This window comes from Ruminococcus sp. RTP21198st1_G1_RTP21198_201120 (assembly GCF_040924265.1).
GTDB classification, from domain to species: domain Bacteria; phylum Bacillota; class Clostridia; order Oscillospirales; family Ruminococcaceae; genus Hominimerdicola; species Hominimerdicola aceti.
The window spans coordinates 131,955-156,106 of sequence record NZ_JBCOMH010000004.1; the positions used below are offsets into that span (position 1 = coordinate 131,955).

The following is a 24,152-nucleotide window of genomic DNA, read 5'->3' on the forward strand; positions in this document are numbered from 1 at the left end:
ACCTCCTACTTTTGCTGTTGTATGTATTATAGCAGATAGATACAAAATAATCATATAAAAAAAGGTGCGAGGTTTTGTTATGTATTGCAATGGGAGTATAGATTTGGTATAATGTTATCAAAGGAGGTGTTCTGAATGGCAGTATATTCTGAACTTATAAAAAATTTTGAGAAGATAAGAGAATATGTGCGTGATTTCTATATCTTTGGATTTCACACAAGAGAAAGCTTTGACGCAAAAAGCAAGCGCACCTATGACAACGAAAAGCGCAGGATAGAAAGCTGGCTTTCAGACCACGTTCACACCTCTTTGGAGGGTCACAAAAAGAAAGTATCTGTGCAGGTGGATTCGGGCAACATTTTTCAAAACCCACTGTATCAGTGCTATCGTTCAAAAACCTTTACGGACAATGATATCCGTCTGCACTTTATTTTAATGGACGCTCTTGAAGATAACGCCATGTCGGTATCGGAGATAGCAGACTATGTTTCTGCAAACTACGGCATGATAATAGACGTGCAGATAATCCGTATCAAGCTAAAGGAATATGTAAAAGAGGGCTTGGTGTCGGAGGTCAAAAGCGGAAGAAATATCCTATACACCAAAACCGGTTGTTACACAGATGATATTGTAAGCAGGTATAAGGGCTTGGGGGATATGATAAAATTCTTCTCTGAGGAAAATCCTTTTGGCGTGGTGGGCAGCTTTATCATGGATAAGCTGGGTGCGAAAAATAATATTTTTGTGCGTAAGCACGCTTACATGGTGCATACTCTTGATGATGAGATACTCATTGATATCATGGGGGCAATGGAGCAGAAAAAGGCTGTTCTGCTATCCTGCGTAAGCCGAAAGAACGACAAAAAGCACGAGATAACAGCCGTTCCGATGAAGATACATTGCTCGGTGCAGACAGGAAGAAATTATCTTATTATGTATTTCACAAAGCAGAAACGTTTGATGTCTGTAAGGGTGGATTCCATTGTGAAAGTGACTCCCCTTGATGTGGTAGCTGACTATGATACATATTACAGATATTATGAGGACAACCGCAGATTTTTATGGGGAACGAGCTTCGGAAAAGCTCGCAAATACGGACAAAAAGAGCATATCCACATGGAAATAGCGGTAGACGAAACGAAAGAAATGTATGTTGTGAAGCGTTTGGAACGTGAAAAAAGAAGCGGTACTGTCGCAAAGATATCAAATGGGCTTTACTCCTTTGACGTTGACCTTTTTGACGCTAACGAAGCTTTCCCATGGATAAAAACGTTCATCGGCAGGATAGTGGCATTTGAAACAACAAATGAGGAATTGCAGGATAAATTTGATTCTGATATCGCAAGGCTTTATGAGATATACGGAGGTGCTGACAAATGAAATTGTTTTCGGAAATATACAGCACCTATTACAGCATAACGGAGAAAATTCTGAAAAGACACACTGTCACAAAGGCTGAGATAACAGATATCATCAGACAAAACGGCTTTTCTGAAAGCGTTCTTTTCCTCGAACCTAAGCTAACAGGCGAGGGCGGATATGGTCTGCTGAAAAAAGAGGACAGCATATACAGATCTATCCTGAAAAAAGAGCCTCATATCCCGCTGACGGCACTTGAAAAAGCATGGCTTTGTGCGGTGCTAAGCGACCCGAGAAGTGGTCTGTTTCTTGACACTGATCAAAAGTCGCAGTTAGCGGAACTGCTTGGTGCGAAAAAGCTATATCAGAGAAACTTTTTGACCTGCTTTGACCAATATTCTGACGGCGATGATTTTCATGACCCACAATACATACAGCATTTTCGTGATATACTCTCGGCTATCCATGACAAAAAGCTTATAAAAATAAGCTTTCAGACAAGAAAAGACAACCGCATCACACACTATTTTCTGCCCACAAAAATCGAATACTCTGCCAAAAACAACAAGTTCAGGGTTTATGTGAACCGATACCAAAAGCGCAGAATGGTGGACAGCGGAATTATAAATCTGTCGCAGGTCACGCTAACTAAGCTGACAGATATAACGCCTGATAGCTTTTTAGCTGTCACAAACAAGAAAAAGCAGGCAAAAATAAAGATACTTAACGAGCGAAATGCGGTAAATCGTTTTATGCTTGAATTTGCAGAGCTTGAAAAAGAGTCGGTCTTTGATGAGGACAGCGGTGAATGTATGGTATCTATTAAATATGACGAGCAGAATGAAAATGAGATAATAATACGTTTATTGTCATTCGGACCTGTGGTGGAGGTGCTTTCGCCATATGATTTTCGCAGGAAAATCAAGGAGAGGGTGGACAGGCAATTGGCTTTGATGAAAAAAACAAAGCGTGAATAGCGTTTGACTTAGCACAACAGAGTGTGCTATACTGAAAATAGCTAACGAATAATTTTTTACATATATCAGAAAAGCACTAAAAAATTATAGGAGGTGTCTTATGACAAATAAAGCGGACAGACCGTTTTCAGAGGTTGCAGCAACCCCTGAAAATGCAAATTGGGAAAAATTAATTGCTCGTCCCTCAGCGTTATACAACAGAGCAGATGATGTAAGAAGTCCTTTTGCACGAGATTACACAAGGATACTTCATTCCACAGCGTATAGACGGTTGAAGCATAAAACCCAAGTGTTTTATAATATAGATAACGACCACATCTGCACAAGAATGGAACACGTTGCTCATGTTGAATCTGTCAGCAGCACTATTGCAAGTAATCTCGGTTTAAATACGGAGCTTACAAAGGCGATAGCAATGGGGCATGATCTGGGTCACGCTCCATTTGGGCATCATGGTGAAACTATTCTAACAAAGCTTTGCCAGAATTATATTTCTAAAGATATGAAATTCTGGCATGAAAAAAACGGATTATATTTTGTAGATAAAGTTGAACTGCTGGCTGACAATTACAACGATTACAAAAATCTTGATCTGACATATGCGGTCCGTGACGGAATAATCTCGCATTGCGGTGAGGTCGATGAAAACGGAACAAAGCCAAGAACAGAATTTATATCATTAGAAGAAGATTTTAAGGAAGCAGGTCAGTATGCACCTATAACATGGGAGGGGTGCGTTGTAAAATTATCTGACAAAATAGCTTATGTCGGACGGGATATCGAGGACGCAATTCAGTTAGGCTTTATTGACGACGAAGCGAAGCATACTCTGAAAAAAATGGCACAGGCAAACGATATAAACGCTATCAACACAACAGTAATAATGCATAATCTTATTATTGACGTATGTCAGAACAGCTCTCCCGAAAAAGGAATATGCCTTAGCGATAAATTTCTTGCGCAGTTGAATACCATAAAGAAATTCAACTACGATAAGATATATAACAACGAGCGGTTTGATGCGTTCAAAAAGTATTCAGAGCTGGTTTTATCACAGATCTTTGAAACGTTGTACAAACTATATGACGGAAAGCATTCTTTTGAATCACTTGATACGGCAAAAAGATATTACCCTTTGCTTATATCTTCTTTTGAAAAATGGCTTGCAAAATATTGTGTTACTGATATTGTACCCGCTGGAGAATTAAGATCCGAAGCTTTGACTTGTGAAAACATAAAAATATATGGAAGCCTAGAAACAAATTTGATCTATGCACAGGCAATAATAGATTTCATTGCAGGAATGACAGACAGATTTGCTGTAAAGCTTTTTAATGAACTTATCTCTTATTAACATTGCATAAAAAATGGTGCCTTGATCTAATGACCAGAGCATCATTTTTATTGATGTTATTAAAGGAAAGGCGCTTATATTCTCTTTGCTAGAAATTCCTTTCCTGCCTTATCGGTATCAAGTATCGCCTTGATAAACTTTTCTTCTGTAGGCTCGCCAGGAACATAAGTCCACTCAACAACGCTTGCCGCCTTATGTGCAATGGCTGGGACATCTTCTTCTGTCAGAGCTATCTCTCCTAATGTGCATGGCAGACCTATACTGTGGTTGAACTCAAAAATGTGCTGACGTTCTTCAAACTGCTCGTCATATGTAAGCAGGCAAAGCACGCCGAATGAAACTATTTCTCCGTGGAGGTGGTCATGCTCGCACTTTGGAAACAGCGAAGCGCCATAGTAAACGCAATGGGCAAGAGATGAATTATAATAGTAATCGTCCTTTGGATCGGGGTTGTTCTGATGAACAGTAAAATTTGAAACAAGACCTGTTGTAATGATAATATCAAGAGCTATCTGCTCGATATTCTTTGAAGAAACGTTATTTCTGCAATCCTCAAGTGCTTTTTTCCGTAGGATACAAGCGGTTTTGTGCATGCCTCTGCAAGAACTCTACCAAGCAAAGGCGTATGGGTCATATCCTTATCACGGCAGGCAAAGACCACCTCGTACTCTTTGCTGAGAGCGTCACCTATACCAGCCCAGAAAAGCTTTTCAGGTGATTCTGCGATTATTTTTGTGTTGATGAAAGTATGGAGCGCAGGTGCTTTGAGGTAAGCATATTCCTTGAAAGTGCCGTCAGCGTTGTAGATAACAGATATTGCCGTGCAGGAAGCGCAGTTTGAGGCAAGGGTCGGGAAAGTGAAAAACGGCTTGTCCATTCTGTCACAAAGGGTCTTTACAGTATCAACAGCACGTCCACCGCCAACACCAAAGACCATATCTGCATTTTGCACTTTCGGCATAGCTTTAAGCATTTCAATGTTCTCATAATTTGAGTCGCCGCCATACCATATGAAGTCGGTTATCTCAAGGTCAGAGCCTTTGAGAGCCGCAAGCAGTTCAGGCTTAGCCTTTTCCATAGCGGTCTTTCCACCGATAACAACAGCGGTTTTTCCATAACGTCGGGTAACATAAGGTATTTCTTTGTAGCAATCGTCGCCAATAGAGTAGCTTGGTAAAAATTCGTTGTAAGACATATTCTTTCCTCCGTTATTTTTAACGGCATTTTCTACCGTCATAATTATATGATTTAATAATACAACTATTTATAGAGTAATTTTGTGATATTTTGTTAATAATTATTAAAAATATATCAAAAAGCGGCACTCCCACTGAAAAATGCTCCCCTCTTTCTGAAAAATCTGCTTAGTTTCATTGACCGAAACACCTCCCTTACTCGTCAAGATTTCTGCTCTTGATAACGAAAAGTCCCTGCGGACGCTTCTGCAAAAAGATAATAACGATAAGCAGAACAATAGCTTTTGCGATAGTTGATGAAGTATAATTCTCTGTAAAAATGCTTGCAGAGCCTATTATCACAGAGCCGATAGCAGTGCCGAGAAGCTTGCCGACACCACCGAGAACGACTGCCATAAAGCTGTTTACTATGTAGCTCTGACCCACAGTCGAGTCGATAGAACCAAGAAGCGCCACCAAGCAGCCTGCGATACCGGTAAGACCTAAGCCGATAGCAAAGGTAATGTTATCCACCTTGCGTGAGTTTATGCCCATATATTTCGCCATTGTTCTGTTTTGCATAACAGCTCTCATCTGCTTACCGAAGTTTGACTTATACATTATAAACCACACCAGAAGCAGACAAAGTGCCACAAGAAGAATGATGAAAAGTTGTTGTATGAGAATGTACAGCCGCCTATCTTTATTCCACCGTTTAAGAATGACGGTGCTGTTACGTTTACACCCTGTGTGCCGAAAATGCTTCTTGCCGCCTGCTGTAAAATAAGGCTTATGTCCCTGTTGCAAGCAAGCCGTCTATCTCTCGCCCGTATAATCGGGAGATGATAAACTTTTCAAGCAAGCTTCCAAGGATGAACGTCACACCGAATGCGGCAGGTATCGCAACAAAATAATAAACGTCACGAATGCTTTCGGGACAGTATTTTACGAATATCTGCTGAACGACATATGTTGTATATGCGCCTATCATCACAAACTCTCCGTGAGCCATGTTTATGACCCTCATAAGTCCGAAGGTTATTGCAAGGCCGAGAGAAGTAAGAAGTCTGATAGATCATTCTGTGGGCTTCTTCCTCGGTGACACCAAGGCGTTCAATAACATTTTTTACGCAGAAAGCTCTTGGAGCTTCTATATACACGCTTACGGTGTTGTCATAGTCACGCAGCAGGTGATTTGCACATTTTCCAATGATAATGCAGGATTGCTGCTTGGCAAGCTCCTTGATTATCTTCGCCTGAATATTGTAAAGATTAACGTCAGAAATGAAGCTCTTGTCCGTCGGCTCAACGATATCGTCCTTATTCGCAGACTTCATAAGCCTTTTGATAAGGTGGTAGCCCCTCAGCTTTTCGTCCACCTGAAAAAAACAGATCCTTGTTTATTCCGCTGTAGTTTGAAGCCATGCTGAGTATCTGGTTTTCATAGCAAGGTATCCCAAGCTGTTTTGAAAGAGCAAGTCCGATCTGCTTTCCTCCGCTTCCGAAGCCTCTTGCTATGGTAATAACGAAATTGTCCATTTCTATCACCTCCTGTGCTTATAGTATAGCACAGGGGTCAAAAGATAAAAACACTAAAAATCAGAGAAAACCCTATATTTTTCAGACAAGTCACAATGATTGCTTATATTGTGCAGGGGAAACGCCAGTTATCTCTTTGAACACCTTTGTGAAATAGTCTGCACTGAAATAGCCAAGCTCCTCGCTTATCTCATAGGCTTTCATGCCGCTTTGCCGCAGAATCACTTTTCGCGCTGTTCGCCCTGTCTGCTTCTTCTTTAGCCTGCCACATTTACACCTCGGCTGTTTCACGCTTTTTAAGCTCATTTTGAAGTATCTGCGAAAGTCGGTTGAAAAGCTCGCCAAAACGAAAAAGCTCATATGCTCCCTTTGGGGACACACGGACGTTTGAAAGGTCAAATTCGGCAGAATTTTCATTACGCTTTGAAAGGCTCTCGGAGTAGTCGTTTATAGGTCTGACATAAAGGCTTTCAAAAACTATCAGCACTATGCCCACAATAACAAGTACGCTCGCTGAACACACAAGCTGTATCACCAGTGCAGTTTCACGTCCTGCGGCAGCGCTTTCCACCTCTGCGTCAAGACGTTTATTAAGAGCCTGACGAAAGCGTTCTATAGGCGACATTATCATAGTTTTGGAGTCGTTATAAAAGCTGTCATAAAGTATCTCACGGGAACGTTCCTTCATTTCATCAGGGCTAAGATCACTGTATTCCTCAGGCAGGGTCGTATTCTCCACAATGGAAACATACTCAGCCAATCTGCCGTCCTTGCTGTCACCAAACTGTTTTGCTGTTATCCCTTTTGCAGTGAACATAAGATTCATTGACACTGTTTCGGTCTTTATGAGAGTATCAGAATACTTTTTGGCTTCCGCAAGAAGCGCAGTTTCGTTCTCAGGAGGGTCAATGGCGGAAAGGCTGTTTATAACACGATCACGAGTCTTTTCCTCATAGACCTCATATCAATAATTATAAAGGTGTTCGATATCCCCTGTTACGGAGAATTTTCTAACTTCATCGGTAAGATAATCGGAAGCGTCCGCAAGCTCCTGTCCAAGGTCAGAAAGCTCTCCCCTGTTTGATTGTGCGGTATTTTCTCTGTCGATACACCGGGTCATATATCCGCTGCTCATTAAAGTAAGAGCCGTAATAAGAAGAAACACCACAACTGCACAAATGGTGATATTGCGGCTTTTGAGCGCACTTCTACCCTTCTTTTTATTGACTTTCACAGAAAACACCCCCCCACAAAAAAAATAAAAAACGCCCTGTGAAAAATTACACGGAGCGTCATTGCCCTTAAATTATTACCTGAAAATTACATCATATTTTTGCAATTTTGTCAACTGTTGTGGTATTTATCTCACGGGAATCAATTTTCAAAACAGAAGTATAAAATAATCACATTTTTATTACAAACTGTACAACAGGAGAAATTTGTGGAATGGTAAAAGTAAAAAGATGGCAAATTGTTGTTATAATGAGCCTTGAGCAATACAATCAGATTATGAAGGCAGCACACAATGAGTAATATCTTGCTATGATCGACAGGTCTATGGATCAGCTTTCAAGCTGAAACGGCAAGCAGCACAAGCTTATCGAGGTGAACGATGAATAAACTATGGTCTGACAGGACTTGGGATGATTGCCTCCACCTTATTTATGATACTTTTTTTGAGCTGGATATATGCTTCATATGAAGGAGCAGTATTGCCTATGAGCCCACTTTTAAACGATTGCACTTTATTTTCATCATTTCTCTGTATTCGTTCATTTAATGGAGTTATTGTGATTTTATCTTTGTTTTCCACAATATAAATGCAGTCATTTCTTTTTATGTGTTCAAGAAGTTCGGAGTAATGTGTGGAGAAAATAAGGGTTGCTCCATGTGGATTTACTTTTTTGTTCGTGAAGAATCTTATCAGCGTTGATACGATCTCATGATTGAAGTGGTTCTCTAGGTCATCGATTATAAGATATCCACCAGTTTCAAAAAGAGATATGGCTCTTCCAAAGACATTTATTCCTTTTATTGTTCCTGAAGATAAATAGGTATTGAGTTCCGCAAGATCATATAATATTCTCTCTTTTTCGCCTCGAAACTTAAGATATATAACCGTTTTTCCGTTGTTTTCCTTGGTATTTATATATTCTATCTTGGGATCAAAATAAGATAGAACACTTAGAGGATATTCCTTTAAGAGTTTGAGTCTGTTTATATTCGTGATTTCAATCATATCAGTAAATACGATCGTTGTTTTTTCTGCTTTTTTGTATCCTACGATAATGCTCATATCGTCTACTAGGTATTGTTCATCATCTTTTCTTTTCATAATCGTTGTTGCCGAAGAAAAGTCAAAAATGTTTGTTTTGTTGTCAGATGTGAGCAACTTCCTGGATTTAATATATTCCTCTATTATTGTATAGCGTTCATCTGCATATTTAATAACAGTGTGTAGCAGATTTACAGTATTGCAATTTACAAATACAATGTTAAAAACAATCTCATTCTGCTCGTTGCCTTCCCCAAGTATTCCGCAGTATTTTATATTATTTATTTGCTCGTTGTTTAAAACAGAAAAAACAAAAGAAATAAGCCTTAAAATTGTGGTCTTTCCGGAAGCATTGATTCCAAAAAAACTTTCTATATTATTTGTATACAGCCTGTTAGCGTTTGAGGAAGACAGCTTAAACATTCCTTCGGTATCATTCGAGGTTGTTCTTTGTGTGTTTATAAAGTTGATTTCACATTTTCCATTGTATAGTGGAAGACCTTCGGCAGATATTTTTAAAACCTTAATCACCGATTATCAGCTCCTTTCAATGCTATTATAATACAATCGCTTGAAAAAATCAAGCATAAAAACGCATTCTTTGTTTTTATATCCTGCTGTTTTATCCCTTATAGTATGCCCATTATATATACAAACGATCCTATTAGAGAAAAAAATGCAGGTCTGACGTATAAATTTTTTTGGGTGCTAAAATATTCGACGATTCTGACAAAATATCCACCTGCTTTGGGTCATTATACTGCCCCATTTTCTTCGTGTTCAGCAAAATAAGTATTTATACACTTTCTGAACGTCCCCTAGGTCAATTTCCAAATCACTGGTATATGTACGACATCATCCTTAAATGTAACACTGCCGGACAAGACCACATAGTCCACCGCCGGGTATCTGTCGTCCGATAATGCGGCCGACACTGTGCATTTCCTAACAGGTTCGCCTTTACACGCTATCTCTACTACACTGCTGGGGTCAAAACAATCCAAAAAACCTCCTAATCGCATTGCATTTTTCCTTCTTTCTTTTCTGCCGTAAGGGTTTTTATTGCGTCTATTATTTCTCCAGTCCTCGTGTACCAATTTACAAGCTCATTCTTTTCTATAAGATCTCTTATGATCGGCTCGACCACAGGATAATAATCTTTACGTATACATATGTGATTTCCAAAACCTTCATACAGGTGCGTATAATTTTTCGGAGGCTTTGTGTGCTTGAAGTTCCTTTCGTCCTTACTGAGGTAGAACACGAACTCAGTTCTGCAGGATTCATCTGATTCAGGACCATTCCAATAGCAATCATCTAACGCAGGAAAATACTCCTTGACCTTTGAATATGGCATTTCTTCAGAAAAGAAAAGCGAGAACTCCTCACCTTCGGCTGTGATAAATTCCATAAGATTGCCGACCCCCATAGCACCAGGCTCGGCAAGAGTAAAGAACGCTATGTCTTTAAACATTTCTTTTGTATATTCTTGATTTTTTACGTTTGCCAATTTCATATCCACCTTTCATATCACTATTCATAATCATATGGTTCTAATAACATTTGCCAGCTTTTGGATAGAGTGTCTCCTCATCATTAAAAGCTTTAATAGTATTCTGTATCTGTTTTTCAGAAAAGCCAAAATACGTCATCTCATATAAAACCAACGCTGTGAATTTAACATCACCATACTTCGCAATGCTTGCTTCATCGACCGTATAACCTAAGACCTCATCCCAAGGAACTGCCTCGATACTGTAGGTTTTGTTATCTGATCTATCGAGCAAATAAACGTTGTAAAGATTTTCACCTTCGTCCTGTCGGTCTTTCAATTGTTCAATGAATAAAACTTCATTATCAGACTTCTTTGGAGTCTTCTGAGATAAAGTCTTTAAAGCATCTCTTATATTTTTATTAACTGAACACTTGTCTTGACATTTGATAATCGCTAAAAATTCGCTGACAACCTTAAATTCATCGCAGCTTTGGAGCACTTGATAAAAGTACATCATATCTCCCCCATTATGATTCTGAATCATTCATGTCAATAACATAATCATTTATCGAAAGCCACGCCACTATATTTTCTTTACCCATATAGAAACACCCCTGTTTGAAATACCCTGGCTCATCATCTGGGTTGTAGGCATGCGAATGCCAAGTTGCTACGTCTAACCCGCCATTCTTATATAGCACGACACAGCCTGTCATATCCTCTGGTTTTTTCTCATTTAAGTTTATAAACTCCGATAGTGGAATATTCAACTTCTTCTTTGACATAAAAATAACCTCTCCTCTTATAATCACATATCCTACAACTCATTCATATAGTTTTGTGTGTATTTACCCCAACAGCTTAGCATTTCATCATCTGAAAACTTCCCGCCATATAGATAGTCCTTCAATTTTCTTTCCGCCTTTACAATCTCATCTAGGTTCGTTATATTCTTTGGGTCGCTCTTTATTACTTCAAATATTCTTTTCAAAGCATGTGTGTAGCCCTTTCGACCATAGGATTCTCTACCTTCTTCCCTTATCTTTGGTCGTAAATTATGTGTGACTATGTGTGAAACAGTTTCATCTATCCAGGACATCTGGTGATTAAAAGACATTCCAAAAAAGCTATCCTGAACACGACCGCTTTCCACGTTGCCCACTCCTTTCATACTCATCTTCTCTATATTTATAGTATAACACGCTTTCACCGTTACGTCTAGTACGTTATTTGTCACATGCCAAACTATTTATAATTCAACAAACGGCACTTATAGTACCATAATAATGACCACGGTATAATCAAAACGAGCGTACACCAAATCGGTATACGCTCGTTTTGTCAAAAAGCTATTACTCTGAAATATATTTTTCAGCCTTTTCCTTGAATCTCTCGTGGATTTCTTGATTTCTTTCTTCGACAACTTCGTCAATAAGCTGTGAAAATGTATTATTGATATTTACCTTGAGAAGTTCCTGCGTCTTTGTTGACAGAAAATAATCAAAGCATATCTCGAAAATGCATTTGAAAATATGTTCGTATTTTTCCTCAGGCTTCATACTATCCCAGCCTTTTTCCGCACACTGCGAAATCATAGCTCATATCGTCCCTGTCAGGAGAACTGTAGCCAAGCTCCTCCGGAACATCAGGCACGCCCTGCTGTGCTTCGCTTTCAAAAGGGGGTGGAACAAACTCTGCTTTGGGCTTTGTCTGCGGTCTGCAAAGTGCATATATCATAACAAGCAGCGTCACCGCAAAGCAAACCGCCAGCACAGATACTATCAATTTGCCGTCATCTTTTTTTGCTTATTCATCATGAGACCCCTGAATCGTCAAAACTTATTATCTTCTCTGCGATTTTTCCGCAACTATCCAGTTTTCACCGCTCTGAGTTATAGTAAACTTCTCGCTGTCAACAAAGTCGGTCGGGTCAAAATTATATGTGCCTGCAAGAACGTGAGGCAGATATTTGCTGTTTGGATTTTTGTAGATCGTACTTGAAATATTTGTAGTACCGCTGATATTTACTGTACCTGTATTATTGATAACTACGCTTTTATTCGCATCTTCATTTGTAAGAGTGCAGTCAGTTATATTTGCAGTACCCCTCGAAACATAAACAGGAGTATATTTTGTGGATATCTTACAGCCTATAAGATTTGTTGTGCCGCCCTGCACCATTATCGGACCTTCGTCGCCGTTAAGAGTGCCGTTTTTGATAGTACAATCTGCGCCATTGTTCATTATCTGTCCTGTGATAGTGTGACCGTTAAGGTCGAGTTCGATAACAGTGTTCTTTTTGCAGTTTATGCGGCTTTTCAGTGTGATATCGTCATCAAGCTTTATCTTTCCGCCTGCTGCCACAGCGCTAACAAGGTCGTTATATGATGAAACTGTTTTTACATCTGTATCTGCATTTTCCGAAGCTTCTGCAATATTTACCGCTACGTTTCCTACTTTTGTAAGAGCGGTAACATCTGATGAAAGCTCGCCGTTTAGGGTAAGAGCCGTGCTTACTGTAAGGCTTTCATCATCAACAGCCTTGCTCTCGGCTGTAGGTATGGTAAATTCGTCATTTGTGAAAGTGCCTTTTACAATGCTGTATTCATCAAGAGGCTGGTATGTAAAATCAACGTCGATTGCCGCATTGGAATGGTTTGTAACGCTTATATCATTGCCCTTTGCAGACCATTCGCACTTGGTATCAATGTCATATTCGTGGGTTTTAGCGTTCCAAGTCTTTGTTCCGTTCACGCTGTATGTGAACTCCATTTCGCCCCACACAACGTCGGCACTGATAGTTTTTGAAGTCTTGATATCCTCAACATACTTTGCATTTACGCCGATATCCTTTTTGATGTCAGCGTCATCAGCCACCGCTGCAAACGCCGCCGTGCTGAGTGTTGCCACAAGTGCAAATGCCATTGTGATAGAAATTGTCTTTTTCATAAGTGAGTTCTCCTTTTTTATAATTGATTATATTACTTACATATTTGGTGTTTTGCCGTATCCGTCCCACCTTCCGTCCGAGCCAAGGTGCTTCCCGTCCATAGTGGTGTCTGTTGCCATTACGCCGTCGCTGTGAAAATAGTACCAATAGTCGCCTATATTCGCCCAGCCTGTTACCATTGTGCCACGCTCGCTGAAATAGAACGTCTGTCCCTCTGACCCAGGAGGGTCGGTAAGCCAGCCCATGTGCATTGCACCTGTTTCATCATAATAGTAGGTCTTGCCCTCCTCGTATCCCAATGGGCTTACAAGCCATGCGGAAAGCATTGTGCCGTCAGCTCCCAAATAAAACCGATTATTGCCGTCTACATACCAACCTGTTTGCATTACGCCCATAGGGTCAAAATAGAACATCTTTCCCTTTGCACCCAAGGGGCTTATGAGCCAGCCTATGTGCATTTTTCCGTCATCATCAAAATAAAAAGTTTGTTCATTAAACCCATCAGGGCTTACGAGCCAGCCTGTGTGCATTTTTCCGTCATCATCAAAATAAAAAGTTTGTTCATTAAACCCGTCAGGGCTTATGAGCCAGCCTGTGAGCACCTTGCCGTCTTCATCGGCATAATACCATTCTTCTCCGCCGTCCTTAAACCAACCTTTCACCATATTGCCGTCTTTATCAAAATAGTACCAATCACCAGTGTCCTCATCCTTTACCCAGCCAGTTTCCTTATAACCAAGTCGAAAATAATACTTTGTGCCGTTCACGTTTGCCCAGCCGTGAGGATAGACATTCACTGTAACAGTGCCGGTAGTCTTGCTTTCAAAATGCTCTGTTGGTTTACCTGACAGGCTCAACTTACAATTCTTACTTTCTGAGATAGGCACTATTAGCTCACTGCTTGAAAAATAGCCTTTTATCTCGTCCATGCCCTCTGCTTGTTTGTATGAAAAATCCGCCATAACACCCACATTCCCTGTGTTTGTCAAAGTAAAATTTCCGCCGCTGTCAGACCAACCGCCGCCTTTATATGAATGGGTCTCAGGATCCCACTGCCGATCTGTATAGGTGAACTCCAAAGAGTCCCAAGTGATGTCGATGCTCACCTGCACTTTTGAGTCAGAATTATCCGCAGATGCAGAAACAGGCACTAACAACGCCGTGGCAATTCCCATAGCTGCAAAAAAAGCTTTTACCTTTTTATCCATATTTCACCTCTCATCATCTGACATTATGACAGCCGCCATAGTGTCCACCATTGCTTTCTAAACTTTTTTAGTATCATAGTTCATCGTCTACAGAAACACTTTCGCTGAGTTTTTCTATCATCGTCATACTGTTTTCTATTATTCTCATTTTCATTGTTTAACAAACATCTCTAATTAACAGCATGAATATTTATAATAATTATCTATGATTCTTAACAAAAAGTCAATAATATTTGCACAAACGGCAAAAAAGTTGCACAAGCGGTAGGTGATTTGGTGTACGGAAAGCAAAGCCTCCCACAGAAACAATTTCCGTGGGAGGCTTATTATATCGAATATTTAATTTTCTCATTCATCGTCCTCTCCCACAGCCGAAAGCTTTTTATATCGGCGGTGTTCGATTATCTGCTGTTTGTGCTGTTCAAAATACTCGTCATATCTGTTTCTGCCAAACTTTGCTATCAGCTTATGATTATAATTCATAAGCTTAGCCGTAAATTCATCACTATCAGCATAATACAAATTAAGAAAATCATTATGATCATATCTTTGACCCTTTCGGTCAAAGTCAAGCAGGTCAAGAAGCATGGCGGCATTAAAATCTATTTTCAGATCCTTATGGCTAAGGTTTTCTGCCTTTTCATCACCCACCATATAAACATGATATAATTCTGAGTCGGCAATAAATCTGTATTCATAGCCACCCTCTTTATTCTTTAATGAAGCGGTGATAATTGCTTTTTTACTCTTGATATCATTATTGAAAAGACCCTTTATACGGCTGAGCAAACGATATGTTTCATAAAACTTCTTCTCTTTTATATCTCCACGAAGAATGTTTTCCTCAGAATCCTCCTTGCTGAAAGACTTATTTCCGGCTTCGCTTTCAAACAATGCCTTTGCCGCAACAGCGTTCCAATAATTTTTCACATATACGCCCTGACCATTGTCCTGATCCTGTTCTACTCTGAAATATCCGCCCTCAGGATAAATAGAAAAGGTCGTTTTGTCAAGCTTTTGCGAGAGGCTGTGCCTTTTTGCATCGGCGGCAGCACCACGGACGCTGACGATAATAACGTTTCCAACTATTCTTATAATGCCTATGGCAAGATTGGCGGCTATCACAAAAGGCAGGATAAAGCCCCATGTAATAGCAAAGGTCGCACGCAGAACAATAAGGATTATCCACAAAGGCCCCCATATAGTCATACCTAGATCGACCTCATATTCCTCACGAGTCATCTCATCTTCAAGGAGGACAACTTTTGAAAAGTTATTATACACAGAACCAAACACATTGAAGCCCTTTCGCCCTATCCTAAACGGAAAGCCTGCCGCAAATATCCAGCAAAGCACGCCTGAGATAAGTGCAGTGAGCCAATAATATTCAAAATATTTTGCCTGCTTGAAGCTTATTTGCCTGTTCAGAATTTTATTCACAGGCTTTTGCAGTGGAGTCACTTTACTAAAGATATTTTTCAGGCTGTTATCAATATCAGTATACGAAGCCTTTTCACCGTCTTTGACAACGCCAAAGGCACTTCCCACAGTGACGATCTGCTTTGAGTTTTCAGCTATGTACTTATCATATCTGTCATCATTTCCTGCAATCTTCGGTATAGCAAAGGTCACAATGACAAGTGCGATCACAAGTATCACAAACTGCATCAGGGCTGTAACAATGTTTTTCATTTTCCATATGTTCCTTTCAAATATGATCTTCTAAATACATTATAATATATTGGAAGAGATTTGGCAAGAAGTATCATAAGATTTTTTCGCCATCATAAAACAAAAAAGAGCGACTGAAAATTATCAGCTGCTCTTTAGTTTACAAGAAAAAACGATCATTATCGAAATAGCAATTGCAGTCCCATAACTATCATCCAGATATACACACCGCTTTTGTCAATGATTCATAATAGCAGGTGATCGTTTTATGCTTATCCCCAAAAAACATTTACTCTTTCCTTTCTCATTATCGTTCTATTTTGAACCATTACAACATATTCTTCATTATCAGTCAGAAAAAAACCAGCGAAGAAGCAATAATGGTTTATTAGGTATCGCAAATTTATTAAAGCGAAACAAAATGCTCTGCGGAATCACACTCTCCGCAGAGCATTTTGTTTTAGTATAGCTTTCCGTTTTTCTTGTAACCACCGTCAGCCTCAGAATATTTAAGACACATAAACTGCCACTTGTAATTCCATTGTGGGCTGTCATAGACCTTTTCTCCGACTTCCAGCAGATAAGTCACTCCGTCTATCTTTATCTCGCCCCAGAAGTGCTGTCCTCCGCCCTTGCGGTTGCCCATAACAAGGTTTGCGTCATATCCGAGATAAACCATCATTTCCACCAGTGCGCCATTGTAATCAGAACATTGACCTTCTTTGTAAACAAAGATATTCTTGCTATGCGAGCCTGTCGGTATCCTGCCATATTTCAAATTCTTTCTTATCCAGTCCGCAGTATATTCGATCTTCTTTGCCGCCGACCAATCTTTCTTGAAATGCTTTGAGGCAAAGTTTTTAAGTATCTTCTTCTCCTCTGCTGTAAGAGTGTGCGTCGAGGTTTTTGTTTTCTTGCCCTGAACGTTGTAGATCTTATAAGTGCTGTGGCTCTTCTTTGTTGCCGCATTAAGTCTTGAAACAGTGTTTATCTTGCATTGGATACCCGTCCAGCTACTGTAAACCACCTTTCCGTTTATGATCTTATAAGCCCTCATTTTGAAGTGATAATTCTTTGAACCTGAAAGGTCTGATTTTGTATAAGAGGTCGTGCTGTTCTTTGTTATCTTCTTGAGCTGAACATAATCGTTATAGCAATCCTTTGGCATACTATAGTAATCGTTATGTGGGATAGTCCACTCATCGCCCTTGCACCAGTATATCTGATATCCATCAGCCTTTGTGTTCTTCTTCCAGCTTATTGTGACTTTCTTATTATAAGCCTTTACAGTCATTTTCGGAGCAGATAACTTTGTGTTGCCTTTTACTGTTATATAAGGGCCGGTCTTAGAGTTGTATTCAAGCTTTACGGCATAAGTATAACTCGTTGCCTCTGAAAGCTTCTTGTCAGTATAGCTTGTGGAACTCGTGACCGTCAGACGCTTGTAGGTCTTTTTCTTTGGATCATAGCGATAAACCCTGTATTTGCAATTGCCGATCTTATTCCAGCTAAGCTTTACAGAAGTGGTAGAGTCAGCGGTAGCCTTAAATCCCGTTGGCTTTCCAAGAACGATCTTGAATGTTGTCGAAACAGGGTACCTGCTTTCGTAGTTTCCGCCAAGAGTAACAACAGCGGTCGCTGTGCCTACATTTATGTTATTGTAATATGTTACAGTATAGTCAGAACTCTTGATCATATTTCCGTCCGCCTTGACAAAAAGGCTCGGTCTGACAGCTTTGCCGGTATAATCCACATCAGCTATCTTTAGTATCTCGACCTCAGAAACAGCTTTCGGGCTGATAGTGAAAGGCACTGTCACATATCCTGTATAGCCGTTCATTCCTTCTATGGTCATATAGCCTGTTCCGGCATTCACATTGTTTGTATATGATACATTATAATCAATGCCACGTCTTAGCACCGCACCACTAACTGTAACAACAGGTGCAGGAGTTTGAGCGTAGCCCGTGTAGGTGCAGCTAGTATCCACAGAAATATTCTCGCTGGATATTTCAGACTCTACAACGCTATACTCAAAGGAATCGGTTCCATTAAAGTTGCCGATACCTTTAATATAAGCATAATGCCAGCCCAGCTCGCCACAGTCGTCCTCATATTCGATTTCATAGTCAACGCCCTCAGCAAGCACAATATCATTGTATGTAACATTAGGTTTTGGCTGAACAGGTTTACCGGCACAGTAGCTCTGCTCATACTCGCAGTCAATATCCGCACGGTAAATATCAGTTGGCACGATATTAAAATTCTTTGTAAAGCTTCCTGTGTAATTACCTATACCAGTGAAAGTAGCCGTCGCTGTACCTACGTTTATGTTGTTCTCATAAGTAACAACATAGTCCTCGTCCTCAGTGAGCTGGTAATAGTTGTTGCTGTCCATAAGAGAATAGCCATAAAGCGTCTTTTCCGTGCCGTCATACGTCTGATCGCCTTCATACCAACTGTTATACATATCCTCAGTCAACTGAATGGCTTCATCGTTTTCCGACGTATAAAGACCGACTTCCTCTCCGCCAGCAGGAATTTGCTCCTCTGCCTCAGCTCCAAAGCATACCACTGCACTTTGCAGTGCAAGACACACTGCCACTGCCGTCGTAAGCGTCCGCTTAAATAACTTCATATTATTTTTTTCCTTTCCACTATAATTTCTCACATATTACTAATTTTATCACAAAGATGTGACAATGTCAAGATAAAATACAACAAATAGAAAGCCTCATGACATTCAGTTAGATCGTGAAGTGGAGGATGTAAAATACGGTGATACCACACAAGAATAAGGAGGTCTGATTATGATCTCTGAATTTGTACGAGAACAAAAAAAGATATATTCTGACGGCTTGATAGAATCAATATAAAGGAAATTTTATATCGGTATATATGTTCAACGCAGCGTATATACAGATTTTTGTTTCAAAAAGTTTCTTAATTTTCTGAAATTTAAAAGCAGAGTTTTGTACACATACAACATATTATACTGTATATGCGATAAAATTTAGTCATATTGTTCAATTAATCTACGAAAAATTGTGCTAAAATACGAAAATTATTTGTGTAAACGTTTTACTTAAATATTTAAGTTGACTTATTTTACTTTTAATAATATAATGTTTTACGTTGACAGAGTTAAGGCAGCAACGCACGAGGATAATGCAGTGCTGCCTTAGAATACCGGTATTTAAAAAATAATTGTATAAGAGGAGCTTTTTATGGTACAGAACAAAACTTTTTCTGCAAAGGCATTACAGACTTTTGTTGCTGTAATGTTTGCCGTAATAACCTGCTTCGGTTTTATGACAACACCGACCGCAGAGGCGGCATCAGGATTTTATGTAAGCGGTACTAGTATCTATGACGCTAGCGGAAACAAGTTCGTTATGCGTGGCGTGAACATTGCTCATGCATGGTACACAGAGAAGACTGAAACTTCTATCAAGGGCGCTGCAAACAACGGCGCAAATACCGTAAGAGTCGTACTTGCAAACGGCTCAAAGTACACAAAAACAAGCGCACAGGAAGTAAAGAACATCATCAGCTGGTGCAAATCAAACAAGCTGATATGCATTCTCGAAGTACATGACGCAACAGGCAGCGACAGCACTTATGATCTTAACAAGTGCGTTGACTACTGGAAGGAAATGAAGAACGTTCTCAGCGGTACTGAGAAATATGTTATCGTAAACATCGCAAACGAGTGGTACGGCACATGGAACGGAAGCGCATGGGCTGACGGCTACAAGTCTGCTATCCGATCTGTAAGAAACGCAGGCATTACAAATATGCTTATGGTAGACTGTGCAGGCTGGGGACAGTATCCTGACAGCATCAAGGATTACGGTAAGTCTGTTTTCAACGCAGACTCACAGAAGAACACCGTATTCTCCATTCATATGTATGAATACGCAGGCGGAAACGCGTCAACTGTAAGAAACAACATTGATAACGCACTCAACATCGGTGTGCCTGTTGTTATCGGCGAGTTCGGCGGTCAGCACACAAACGGCGACGTTGATGAGGCTACTATCATGAGCTACTGCACAAGCAAGGGCGTAGGCTATCTTGGCTGGTCATGGAAGGGCAACAACTCTGACATGAGCTACCTCGACATTGCAAACTCATGGGACGGCTCAAGCCTTTCTTCATGGGGAAATACACTTATCAACGGCTCAAACGGAATTAAGGCAACTTCTAAGATCTGCTCAGTTTACAGCGGTTCAGGAAGCTCTTCCGGCGGTTCTTCTTCAGGAACTTCAACAGATTCCAACGGCGGAGTTCTCGGACTTGACGGAACATATTACATCAAGAGCGCACTCAGCGGCAAGTATCTTGACGTATACAAGGCAAAAGCTGACAATGGCACAAACGTTCAGCAGTACAGAGGTACAGGCGGAAACAATCAGAAATTCAAGCTTGTAAGCGACGGAAACGGCTATTACACTATTTACACAGGTGCATCAAATTACAAAAGCTGTCTTGACGTATACAACTGGAGCAGGGACAATGGTGCTAACATCAACCAGTGGCAGTATCACGGCGGTGACTGTCAGAAATTCCAGCTTGTAAAGATCGGCGACGCTTATGCTATCAAGACAAAGATCTCAGACTGCTACTCATGCCTTGACGTTTACGAACAGAACACAGCTGACGGAGCAAACATTAACCAGTGGAGCTACTGGGGCGGAAAGTGCCAGCTTTGGTATCTTGAATCAACATCAGGTTCTTCCTCATCTTCATCTTCTTCAAGCAGCTCAGGCAGCAATTACAAATCGATCTTCTGGGGTTCTTCAACTGCTTCAGCATGGGGTCAGGCTGTTTCAGCAATGACTTCAAAGAATGGCGGAAGCTTCAACGCATATGACATTCAGTCAAACGGCTACTTCTACGTTGAATACTCAGGAACACAGAATCAGGTAGAATTTGTTCTTCAGAGCTGGTCAGGCGGAGCAGAGTGGGCAAAGGTTTCACCAAGCGAAACAGGCACAGCAAACGGACACTACTACGCAAAGTATTCTTACAACAACTGCAAGTCAGCATTCGGCACTTCCGATTTCGGCGGAAAGCTGGATCAGATCCATGCAGGTGCAGCAAACGGCACAGTAACGATCTACTCTGTATGCTACTGCTGGTGATCTAAGATTTTTTTCAGACTTCATACTGTTTCACAGCGGTATGAAGTCTTTTTTTATGCAAAAAAGTTTTAACTGTACCTTTGTTTTTCTTCCTTCAAAAAGCAAATAATCAGAGCCTTCTGTTATTTATGAGTTGCCTGTACGAATCGTTCGCTTTAAAATATCAGATGACAGTTATGAAGTAATTGCTACAAATTTATCTGAAAATCTTTTTTCTTCTGATGACCTTAAATACACCGTGGGGCTTAGATATTTTCACGCAATTTTATTTCTTGATTTTATTAGCTTAATGATATTGATAGAAAGCCATGCGAGTTTTTCTTAGATTGTTTGGATCTCTATCACGAATTTCCCTTCGGAGTTCACCTTCAGACGCAATGTCTTGACATATCTATTGCAAAAGTTCTCCATTTCTTTCATGGTAGCGGTCACTTTTGTGGCTTCGTATATCTTGTGAGTAAGCTCCAGAGGGTTCTCTCCAATGAGTGAGGGCAAATGCTTTTCAAGCTCTGCAAAGAGTACAGCACGTTTCAACTCCTCCGTGCCTGCGGTGCAGAAATCATCAATGGCACAATAATAAATGCCGTGCTGTGCAAGGGCATTTTTGATCGCCGTTCCACACTTCTCGTATTCGTACATAACTAGAAACTTTGCTTTTGGCAGGCTCTCGATAAGTCCCCAAAAGTCCGAATCACTTGACACAATAATAAAAGATGTTATCCCGTCACGGTAGAAGTCCGTGACTACGCTTGCGGTCATTCGCACATCGACCAGTGACTTTCTGTCTGTCACTCGGTCGATCTCTATATGTTCAACGGGTATCTGAGTGAATTTAGAGAGCCAATCCCAGCCTGCGGTAGTGTTCGGATCGTCATATAGCGTGATCTTCTCGATCTTAGCAAGTTCCTCCTGATTCAAGCCTTTCAGAACACTATAAAGCTTGTATGGATCAGAGTTCTCACAATCGACAGCTATAGCTGTTTTCTCGGTGCTGTCGATAAAATTATAGATATTGTTTCGTGTTTCATCATCTGCGTCCCGATATTTCGTATAATCGGTGAAGCTGTCATTATGCTGACCGTAGATGATCTTCAAAAACTTACGGTCGGAATAGATGATGCTCCCGACTTCGGCAGGTTGCCAGTGAATATACATTTGAAATGGATAATGCTCGATGTTCGCCATGTACTTGGTGAACTCCTGCTTCATGACACCGTTCTTGTTGTATTTCGGAACAAAGAACAGATCTCGGATATACTCCCAATTCAGCCAATCGTAAAACAGATGAGAGCACTTGTCGATATTTTCATTAATGAGCCTTGTGAAATCCTGCATATACTTCTCTGAACGGCAATTCGCTTGGATAATGGTAAATCCCCATTTTTCAAGCTGTTTGATATTATCCGTATCGTACCATTCTATGTTATGCAAATTTTTGAGCTGAAACCGCATCAGATCATCGGTCTTTTTGAATTTCTGCATCAGTACGGTTCGCAGCTTACATAAATATCGTATGGTAGTAGCGTCTTTGTCGGCTTGGAGCTTCTCGATAAGTTCGGAACATTCACCGTAACTCACGGTCAGAGCTGACATTCGGACGCCTATCATATAGGCTATAGTAGTAACTACCTCTTTTGTATCAACGGTCAAGTAAAACCCTCCTATTCATTTAATATGATCTTCAATTGCCGTCATTATCCTGTTGAGCCGATTTTATCATGGTCTTGCTGATAGAGATTTCTGCGCTCTCCACCCGTTTGATTTTCTTGTATAATACACAGTTTACTAATTCTTCGTTTTTGTTATCCATTGCGATTCACCTCCGCTCTGCTCTATATCCTGATTATAGCACAACTGGCGGTATATTGCAACGCTATTTGTTTGCAGATTGACTTTTTCGGGGCAGTTTGGTATAATGAGTATAAGTGAGATGTAATACGGTTTTCTCGCTAAATCGGAATTTGAAGAGGTTGTGTAAATGAGGAAAAGATATTGTATTGTTGCACAGATTGTATTATTATTATGGTTTTTCCTTGATATGACAGGTTTGTATTTTGGAAACAAATGTTTAGTTACAAGGTCATATAAAGAAGATGGTATATGCTTTTTGATTTATTTGATTACAATAATACTGTTTCTTGTAAAAGAAAATATTGGAAAATACATTGTTATCGGGTGGATGTCAATGTGGCTTGTTATACAACTTATGTGTCACGAGTGGTATACTATTTTTAACAGTGGATTTATGGGATCATTAGATGGTAAAATTAAATATTTCTCAAAAACAATTCACTGGATTGATGTAGAAGGCAAATACATACCTGATGTATATCATACCATTTTACATATTTTAATTTTGTGTACATTAACTATAACAATTATCTATTCAATAAGGAATAGACGAAAAACTTAAATTATGACTTATCTTAGTAACCGAATACACTCAAACACGGATAGACCGTCCTCATCAGACGGCTATCCGTTTCTTATTCCGCATAACCACAAAAAAAACGCAAAAACATTACGGCAAACATCTGAATTCAAAAAAATCAGCAAATAAGGTTTATTCTACTGTATTTCCCCTCTCTCCTCCACAAACTCCACCAAACACATATCCTCCACAGCTATCCTAGTCTTGTCCATAAAAACAAGCTCATTAGTATAGCTGTCATAAATTCTCACTATGCCTGTCTTGGTCTGATAACTGCCACCACTTTTTCTCTTATCGGGGACAAAATATGTCACCCTTATCTCAGGGCGTTCATCAAGCATATCAAGCAGGCGGTTGAGATCGTCATTGAGCTTGTTTACCTCGTCCTCGGTCAGCTCCTCCCTGATTTCGGTGTATCTTGCGGTTTCATCAACAGCAGCGTCATAGCCTGTCAAAGCTGCAAAAGGGCTGAACTGCGCTGCCCTGTCTGATATAGACATTTGCGGATGGTCGTCATAGTGCGGACGTGAAAACTGCTTTATATCATAATAATTGTCGTACATTGTAAGCC

26 protein-coding genes and 1 pseudogene are annotated in these 24,152 nt (G+C 40.2%); 5 read left to right on the forward strand and 22 right to left on the reverse strand.

The window, feature by feature from the left end; all coding sequences use genetic code 11:
* The first annotated feature begins 135 nt into the window (after positions 1-135).
* The 3 genes from AB5627_RS04020 to AB5627_RS04030 all read left to right on the forward strand — a co-directional run bounded on the left by AB5627_RS04020 (position 136) and on the right by AB5627_RS04030 (position 3,690).
* Complete coding sequence (locus AB5627_RS04020) at positions 136-1,380, forward strand: WYL domain-containing protein (protein WP_368369680.1); 1,245 nt, start codon at positions 136-138, stop codon at positions 1,378-1,380.
* A complete protein-coding gene (locus AB5627_RS04025) occupies positions 1,377-2,336 on the forward strand; it encodes a WYL domain-containing protein (protein WP_368369681.1) in 960 nt (319 codons plus the stop codon). Before AB5627_RS04020 ends, AB5627_RS04025 begins: the two co-directional genes overlap by 4 nt.
* A gap of 100 nt (positions 2,337-2,436) precedes the next feature.
* A complete protein-coding gene (locus AB5627_RS04030) occupies positions 2,437-3,690 on the forward strand; it encodes a deoxyguanosinetriphosphate triphosphohydrolase family protein (protein ID WP_368369682.1) in 1,254 nt (417 codons plus the stop codon).
* Positions 3,691-3,764: 74 nt separating this feature from the next.
* On the opposite strand, the pseudogene AB5627_RS04035 reads toward AB5627_RS04030, so the two are convergent.
* The 19 genes and pseudogenes from AB5627_RS04035 to AB5627_RS04125 form a co-directional block, all read right to left on the reverse strand.
* Positions 3,765-4,885, reverse strand: a pseudogene (locus AB5627_RS04035) (iron-containing alcohol dehydrogenase family protein).
* Positions 4,886-5,081: 196 nt separating this feature from the next.
* On the reverse strand, positions 5,082-5,486 hold the full coding sequence (locus AB5627_RS04040) for a hypothetical protein (RefSeq protein ID WP_325213448.1): 405 nt from the start codon (positions 5,484-5,486) through the stop codon (positions 5,082-5,084).
* A 169-nt stretch (positions 5,487-5,655) separates the two neighbouring features.
* Positions 5,656-5,892, reverse strand: coding sequence for a hypothetical protein (locus AB5627_RS04045; RefSeq protein WP_333635181.1), 237 nt, complete (start codon positions 5,890-5,892; stop codon positions 5,656-5,658).
* Positions 5,786-6,244, reverse strand: a complete 459-nt coding sequence (locus tag AB5627_RS04050; RefSeq protein ID WP_117859444.1) for a cytidylate kinase family protein — start codon at positions 6,242-6,244, stop codon at positions 5,786-5,788. The genes AB5627_RS04045 and AB5627_RS04050 overlap by 107 nt, the downstream gene beginning before the upstream one ends.
* Positions 6,186-6,404 (reverse strand): cytidylate kinase family protein, encoded by a 219-nt coding sequence (locus tag AB5627_RS04055; protein ID WP_022287768.1) that lies wholly within the window; start codon positions 6,402-6,404, stop codon positions 6,186-6,188. Before AB5627_RS04055 ends, AB5627_RS04050 begins: the two co-directional genes overlap by 59 nt.
* A 90-nt stretch (positions 6,405-6,494) precedes the next feature.
* Positions 6,495-6,710, reverse strand: coding sequence for an AraC family transcriptional regulator (locus tag AB5627_RS04060; protein WP_265290380.1), 216 nt, complete (start codon positions 6,708-6,710; stop codon positions 6,495-6,497).
* Positions 6,676-7,230, reverse strand: a complete 555-nt coding sequence (locus AB5627_RS04065) for a hypothetical protein (protein ID WP_022287767.1) — start codon at positions 7,228-7,230, stop codon at positions 6,676-6,678. The genes AB5627_RS04060 and AB5627_RS04065 overlap by 35 nt, the downstream gene beginning before the upstream one ends.
* Positions 7,231-7,368: 138 nt before the next feature.
* Positions 7,369-7,638, reverse strand: a complete 270-nt coding sequence (locus AB5627_RS04070; protein ID WP_022287766.1) for a hypothetical protein — start codon at positions 7,636-7,638, stop codon at positions 7,369-7,371.
* A 387-nt stretch (positions 7,639-8,025) separates the two neighbouring features.
* Complete coding sequence (locus AB5627_RS04075; RefSeq protein ID WP_022287765.1) at positions 8,026-9,210, reverse strand: ATP/GTP-binding protein; 1,185 nt, start codon at positions 9,208-9,210, stop codon at positions 8,026-8,028.
* Positions 9,211-9,691: 481 nt separating this feature from the next.
* Positions 9,692-10,189, reverse strand: a complete 498-nt coding sequence (locus AB5627_RS04080; RefSeq protein ID WP_022287763.1) for a hypothetical protein — start codon at positions 10,187-10,189, stop codon at positions 9,692-9,694.
* A gap of 43 nt (positions 10,190-10,232) precedes the next feature.
* Positions 10,233-10,691 (reverse strand): DUF6557 family protein, encoded by a 459-nt coding sequence (locus tag AB5627_RS04085; protein WP_265290379.1) that lies wholly within the window; start codon positions 10,689-10,691, stop codon positions 10,233-10,235.
* Positions 10,692-10,701: 10 nt separating this feature from the next.
* The gene (locus AB5627_RS04090; RefSeq protein ID WP_022287761.1) at positions 10,702-10,959 is read right to left on the reverse strand and encodes a hypothetical protein; all 258 of its coding nucleotides are present in this window, start codon (positions 10,957-10,959) and stop codon (positions 10,702-10,704) included.
* Between the two features lie 32 nt (positions 10,960-10,991).
* Positions 10,992-11,345 (reverse strand): hypothetical protein, encoded by a 354-nt coding sequence (locus AB5627_RS04095; RefSeq protein ID WP_022287760.1) that lies wholly within the window; start codon positions 11,343-11,345, stop codon positions 10,992-10,994.
* 181 nt (positions 11,346-11,526) lie between these two features.
* Positions 11,527-11,769 (reverse strand): hypothetical protein, encoded by a 243-nt coding sequence (locus AB5627_RS04100; protein ID WP_265290377.1) that lies wholly within the window; start codon positions 11,767-11,769, stop codon positions 11,527-11,529.
* Positions 11,735-11,959, reverse strand: a complete 225-nt coding sequence (locus tag AB5627_RS04105) for a hypothetical protein (protein ID WP_022287758.1) — start codon at positions 11,957-11,959, stop codon at positions 11,735-11,737. Before AB5627_RS04105 ends, AB5627_RS04100 begins: the two co-directional genes overlap by 35 nt.
* Before the next feature lie 57 nt (positions 11,960-12,016).
* Entirely contained in the window at positions 12,017-13,123 is a 1,107-nt protein-coding gene (locus AB5627_RS04110; RefSeq protein WP_022287757.1) for a hypothetical protein, read from the reverse strand.
* A gap of 36 nt (positions 13,124-13,159) precedes the next feature.
* The gene (locus tag AB5627_RS04115) at positions 13,160-14,332 is read right to left on the reverse strand and encodes an N-acetylmuramoyl-L-alanine amidase family protein (RefSeq protein ID WP_022287756.1); all 1,173 of its coding nucleotides are present in this window, start codon (positions 14,330-14,332) and stop codon (positions 13,160-13,162) included.
* A gap of 348 nt (positions 14,333-14,680) precedes the next feature.
* Entirely contained in the window at positions 14,681-16,024 is a 1,344-nt protein-coding gene (locus AB5627_RS04120) for a hypothetical protein (RefSeq protein WP_022287755.1), read from the reverse strand.
* A 439-nt stretch (positions 16,025-16,463) separates the two neighbouring features.
* Complete coding sequence (locus tag AB5627_RS04125; RefSeq protein WP_022287754.1) at positions 16,464-18,641, reverse strand: transglutaminase domain-containing protein; 2,178 nt, start codon at positions 18,639-18,641, stop codon at positions 16,464-16,466.
* 589 nt (positions 18,642-19,230) lie between these two features.
* Between AB5627_RS04125 and AB5627_RS04130 the strand changes: the two genes are divergently transcribed.
* On the forward strand, positions 19,231-21,150 hold the full coding sequence (locus AB5627_RS04130; RefSeq protein WP_333635184.1) for a cellulase family glycosylhydrolase: 1,920 nt from the start codon (positions 19,231-19,233) through the stop codon (positions 21,148-21,150).
* Positions 21,151-21,471: 321 nt separating this feature from the next.
* Here AB5627_RS04130 and AB5627_RS04135 read toward each other — a convergent pair whose 3' ends face one another.
* A complete protein-coding gene (locus AB5627_RS04135) occupies positions 21,472-22,800 on the reverse strand; it encodes an NYN domain-containing protein (protein WP_117923221.1) in 1,329 nt (442 codons plus the stop codon).
* 31 nt (positions 22,801-22,831) lie between these two features.
* Complete coding sequence (locus AB5627_RS04140) at positions 22,832-22,960, reverse strand: hypothetical protein (RefSeq protein ID WP_022287748.1); 129 nt, start codon at positions 22,958-22,960, stop codon at positions 22,832-22,834.
* A 168-nt stretch (positions 22,961-23,128) separates the two neighbouring features.
* Here AB5627_RS04140 and AB5627_RS04145 point away from each other — a divergent pair, with 168 nt between their 5' ends.
* Positions 23,129-23,563 (forward strand): hypothetical protein, encoded by a 435-nt coding sequence (locus AB5627_RS04145; protein ID WP_117923222.1) that lies wholly within the window; start codon positions 23,129-23,131, stop codon positions 23,561-23,563.
* 155 nt (positions 23,564-23,718) lie between these two features.
* Here the strand turns inward: AB5627_RS04145 and AB5627_RS04150 are convergent, their stop codons facing one another.
* Entirely contained in the window at positions 23,719-24,144 is a 426-nt protein-coding gene (locus AB5627_RS04150; protein WP_022286814.1) for a hypothetical protein, read from the reverse strand.
* Positions 24,145-24,152: the final 8 nt, after the last annotated feature.